1 pseudogene is annotated in these 440 nt (G+C 68.2%); it reads right to left on the bottom strand.

Annotated features, from left to right (window positions below):
- A pseudogene (locus LPA54_RS39145) lies at positions 1-440 on the bottom strand (ABC transporter substrate-binding protein); the annotation flags it as partial.

Here is a 440-nt window from a genome sequence, read left to right as displayed (position 1 = left end):
AGCTCAGGCTCTCGAACCAGCCGCCGGTGGCCTTCTTGGCCGCCTCCGTCGGCTCCACGAAGTTCACGCCGAGGGCCTTGAAGTACTCCAGGTCGATCGAGAGGTTGCTGCCCGAGACGTAGAACAGCTCGGGGCTCGCGGAGCCGACCAGCACCTTGATCTCGGGCTTGGCCTTGGCGGCCTTGCGCAGCCGCTCCGAGGCCGCCTCGAACCGCTTCTTGGCCTCGGTGACCTTCGCGGCCGTCATGTCGGCGCCGAGCGACTCGGCCAGCTCCCACATCCGCTGGAGCGGACCGGTGAGCTGACGGTCGAACACGGAGATGCCGACGCTGGGCGCGAGCTTGGCGATCTTGTCCTTGGACGCCTCGGGGACGTACCAGAGGGTGCCGGCGTCGTCGAACATCGTGGAGATCAGGACGTCGGGCGCGAGCGCCGCGTAC

Source organism: Streptomyces sp. DH12 (assembly GCF_020873895.1).
Classification (GTDB): domain Bacteria; phylum Actinomycetota; class Actinomycetes; order Streptomycetales; family Streptomycetaceae; genus Streptomyces.
This window is presented reverse-complemented; position numbering and strand designations above follow the sequence as displayed.